This is a genomic window from Corynebacterium gottingense, assembly GCF_003693265.1.
Classification (GTDB): Bacteria; Actinomycetota; Actinomycetes; order Mycobacteriales; family Mycobacteriaceae; genus Corynebacterium; species Corynebacterium gottingense.
Map to the genome: position 1 here is coordinate 1 of NZ_RDRE01000062.1, position 3,369 is coordinate 3,369.

The window sequence follows — 3,369 nt, forward strand, 5'->3', positions numbered from 1 at the left end:
GAGAACTTCATAGACCTTGACGTCAACAAGCGTGGCGGGCTCTACTGGCTCGACACCGACACGGCCAACGCAATGAGCATGCCCAACCCCCTCACTATCCCGTACGCAATCGAGCAAATCGACGAGCGAGCTCCCCACGCAGTTCCTGCAGCTGACCAATAGTCAGGGCACGGTACTCGGTGAGGAAGACGGAGCTAGAGTCCTTAAACTTGTCCTTCAAGGCAGCAAGCTCAGCAACATTCTTCGGGTTTACCATGGCACACGCCTCCTGCCCATTACTTCATGTCTTGTCCGCGCGGGACAATAAAAAATTGCCCCGCACGGAAGCACGAGGCAGTGCGCATATTGCGCGAAAGGTGCCACGTTTCTCCTGCGTGGGCCGATCCCTGGGTGGGATCCTTCGACCTAGCCGGATTATCTCCAGTCAAGTGACCGACGGTCTTCGGTGAAACTTGAGCTCGGCCCCCCCCCTTGTGCGGGCCGTTCAAACTTCGATGATGAGCTTTAGTGCAGGGTATCGTGCGACACCAAATCGCGGCCTCACTTCTTCTTAGCAGGGTCCTCCAGCTCGAGAAGTTCGAACGCGAACGATTCAATGTCCGTATACGAGTCAGCTACGACAAACGACGCTCGCTGTTTGTCCGTGTCGAGCAACAGCATGGACGAGAACCCGAACGTTCCGCCGTTATGCCAGTACAGCCCGGTACCTGCGATGTTGTTCCAAGTGAAACGGAAGTTATCTCGCTCGAGCGCGTGTGCGGTGTATCGAGCCATGTCGGTAGTTGTGGATCGCACTCCACCGGAAGGAGCCGTGCCGTCCATCTCCCATGCCTGGACGCGCCAGCCAAGCCAGGACACCCCTCGTGGCTTATCCGGCGCCACAGTGCCGGGCAGTGCCACGTAGGTCTCCCCCATTCCTAGTGGGTTGAGCACGCGCTGCTTGATCAGCCCGGGGTAATTGGTCCCCGCACTTTCAGCCAGCAGAAGCCCAAGCAGGTCATGGCCGAGGTTTGAATAATTTTCGGTGCCACGTCCTTCCACCTGTGCTGCCACCGCTTGGTCGACAACATCGTCAACCGTGGTGCCCACGTCTGGATTAAGGCCCAGAACTGCCCTGACCTTGTTGCTCAGTTTTTGCTTTCCCGTTCGCGGCAAGCCCGAAGTGTGGTTGGCTAGTTCTTCCAGCGTCACCGGCGACACTGGGGTACCGCTTACCCGCTCCCCAAACACTTCCTCCACCGTCGTGCCGGGCGTAGCCTCACCCAGTTCGATCGCTTGCTCCAAAAGATCGGCGTTGAATGTCTTCGTAACTGACCCGATCTCGAATTCGGTGTGCTCGTCCGCGCCGAGTCCAGCGAAAAGAGCCTTCCCGTCTTCGAAGACAAAGGTCGCAATATTGTGAAGCGGGTAGGCGTTGTCACCCGCTTCCGCGGCCAACGCCGCGAGCACACCCGCCAAACGCCGATCGCCTGTTTGGACCTGGGAGAGAGCGACACGCTTCAGCATGCCAACCAGTTATACCGGCGCTGCTCGCGTTTTACAACAGACAATCTTTCTCTGTCTTAGGCTTCCCGTCAGCCGTCGACTTTCTACTGTCGGCCGTGCCTCGGTGCCTCTTACTCGCCGCGCAGTCACGCTTTTCCACTTAACCGAAGAATGTCTCGTACAGCTGCAAGAGACATCGAGAAGTCACGAAACCTTGTTTCTTCTTATGAGGTCTGCCGCTGGGCCCGGCGGTGGTCGAGGATCTCCTGCAGGGCGGAACCGTCCCTCGCCCATCGTGCGTATTCCTCTGACGTGAAACCAAGGAAGGCATCGAGTGAAAGGTTCTCGCTCCTTGAAACATCGTCGTGCCATGCATCGACCCAGTCGTCGACATCGTCCGGGCGCGCATCCTCATCGAGACACGCGTCCACATACGTCTTAATCATCGATCCTCCTCCCTTTCACAGCCGGTCCAATGAGTTACCCTGAAACCACGTCGAACACTCCAACGTGCTTTCCTTGCAGGTGATAGCTCTCAATATGACCATGCAAGGGGTCATACTCGAAATTACGCTTGGCTTTCCGATCCCTTCAACGAGGTGCGCCACGCCCGCGGGTTTTTCCAAACTGTCGACAAGGCTCTTCCTCGGTCGATGAATATAACTAGCGGCCACAACGCTCCCCTTTCCATTTGCATGATTAGAGGGTTAAGTAGCAAAAAGTGTGTCTGAATCTCAGCATTATTGCTGATCATGCTGGGTAAATCGGGAAAATACAGCTCTAAGCTGCAAAGATTGTCTGGGCGTCTACCAAGGGACGACCAGTGGGCCACCGCTCACTGGGTCTGACGCCACGACCGCGGGGAGATCAAAAACGCGGCTCAGCAAAGACTCCGTGACCACCTCGGCAGGCGCACCGACCGCACGAACCTCGCCGCGCTGCATCACGATCAGCTGATCTGAGTAGCGTGCGGCGAGGTTCAAATCATGCAACACCATGAGCACAGTTCGCCCCTCCTGATCAGCAAGGCGACGTACAAGCGACAAGACCTCGACGGAGTGAGACAAATCGAGGTACGTCGTCGGCTCGTCCAAAAATACAAGCGGAGTGTCCTGCGCTAAGACCATCGCGATCCAGGCGCGCTGGCGCTGTCCGCCAGAAAGCCGTTCGAGTGGACGTTCTGCAAACTCCGCAATATTGGTCAGCTCCATCACTGCATCGACCGCACGCGCATCCTCCGCAGAGGCCTGCCGTAGCCAGGACTGATGCGGGTGGCGTCCGCGGCTGACCAAGTCACGGACCGTGAGTCCCTCGGGTGCGACAGGTGCCTGTGGCAATACTGCAAGCTGTCGCGCAATCTCGCGGCGCTTCAGTTTCGCCGTGTCCACGCCGTTGACCGTTACCGTGCCACCATCGCGCGCAATAAGCCCAGCGGTAGCTCGCAACAGCGTTGACTTGCCGCAACCGTTCGGGCCGATGATCGTGGTGACCCCACCTTGAGGCACGTCGAGGTCAATGCCGTCAACAATGACGGAAGCGCCGTAGCTCACTTTGAGATTTCGAACCTGAAGCATCATACGGACACCTTTCGTGTTGCGCGCAGCAGCGTGTAGAGCAGCACTGCACCACCAATCGCAGTTGTAGCTATCCCCACCGGCAAGTTCCCGGGCACCAGGGTGCGCACCGCTAAGTCAGCGCCGGACACGATCGCCGCGCCAGCGAGCATCGCGGTGCCTAAAGGCGGCGTCGCTGTTTGCGTGATCTTGCGTCCGATCTGTGGGGCTACGAACGCCACGAATGCTATCGGACCAGAGGCTGCGACGGCCATCGATGCCAGCACTACAGCCATGAGCATGAGGATGAGTTGCATATGCCGTGGCTCTA

The 3,369-nt window shown here is 58.0% G+C and carries 4 protein-coding genes and 2 pseudogenes; all 6 read right to left on the reverse strand.

The annotated features are described in order from the left end of the window. Positions 1 to 127: 127 nt before the first annotated feature. Positions 128 to 256, reverse strand: a pseudogene (gene rplJ, locus EAW56_RS11310) (50S ribosomal protein L10); the annotation flags it as partial. Between the two features lie 284 nt (positions 257 to 540). Then, positions 541 to 1,506: a serine hydrolase domain-containing protein gene (locus EAW56_RS11315; protein ID WP_122086638.1), complete on the reverse strand. Its 966-nt coding sequence runs from the start codon at positions 1,504 to 1,506 to the stop codon at positions 541 to 543. Positions 1,507 to 1,709: 203 nt separating this feature from the next. Further along, positions 1,710 to 1,931: a hypothetical protein gene (locus EAW56_RS11320; RefSeq protein ID WP_122086641.1), complete on the reverse strand. Its 222-nt coding sequence runs from the start codon at positions 1,929 to 1,931 to the stop codon at positions 1,710 to 1,712. Positions 1,932 to 1,965: 34 nt separating this feature from the next. Then, positions 1,966 to 2,049, reverse strand: a pseudogene (locus tag EAW56_RS13250) (colicin E3/pyocin S6 family cytotoxin); the annotation flags it as partial. Positions 2,050 to 2,291: 242 nt separating this feature from the next. Then, positions 2,292 to 3,062: an ABC transporter ATP-binding protein gene (locus tag EAW56_RS11330; RefSeq protein ID WP_122086643.1), complete on the reverse strand. Its 771-nt coding sequence runs from the start codon at positions 3,060 to 3,062 to the stop codon at positions 2,292 to 2,294. Further along, on the reverse strand, positions 3,059 to 3,369 hold a 311-nt coding region (locus EAW56_RS11335), incomplete at its 5' end, for an iron chelate uptake ABC transporter family permease subunit (protein ID WP_147453305.1). The genes EAW56_RS11330 and EAW56_RS11335, both read right to left, overlap by 4 nt.

Excerpts from the sequence above, each read along its gene's own strand:
- EAW56_RS11315 (WP_122086638.1), bottom strand. The coding sequence starts at position 1,506 with ATGCTGAAGCGTGTCGCTCTCTCCCAGGTCCAAACAGGCGATCGGCGT.
- EAW56_RS11320 (WP_122086641.1), bottom strand. The coding sequence starts at position 1,931 with ATGATTAAGACGTATGTGGACGCGTGTCTCGATGAGGATGCGCGCCCG.
- EAW56_RS11330 (WP_122086643.1), bottom strand. The coding sequence starts at position 3,062 with ATGATGCTTCAGGTTCGAAATCTCAAAGTGAGCTACGGCGCTTCCGTC.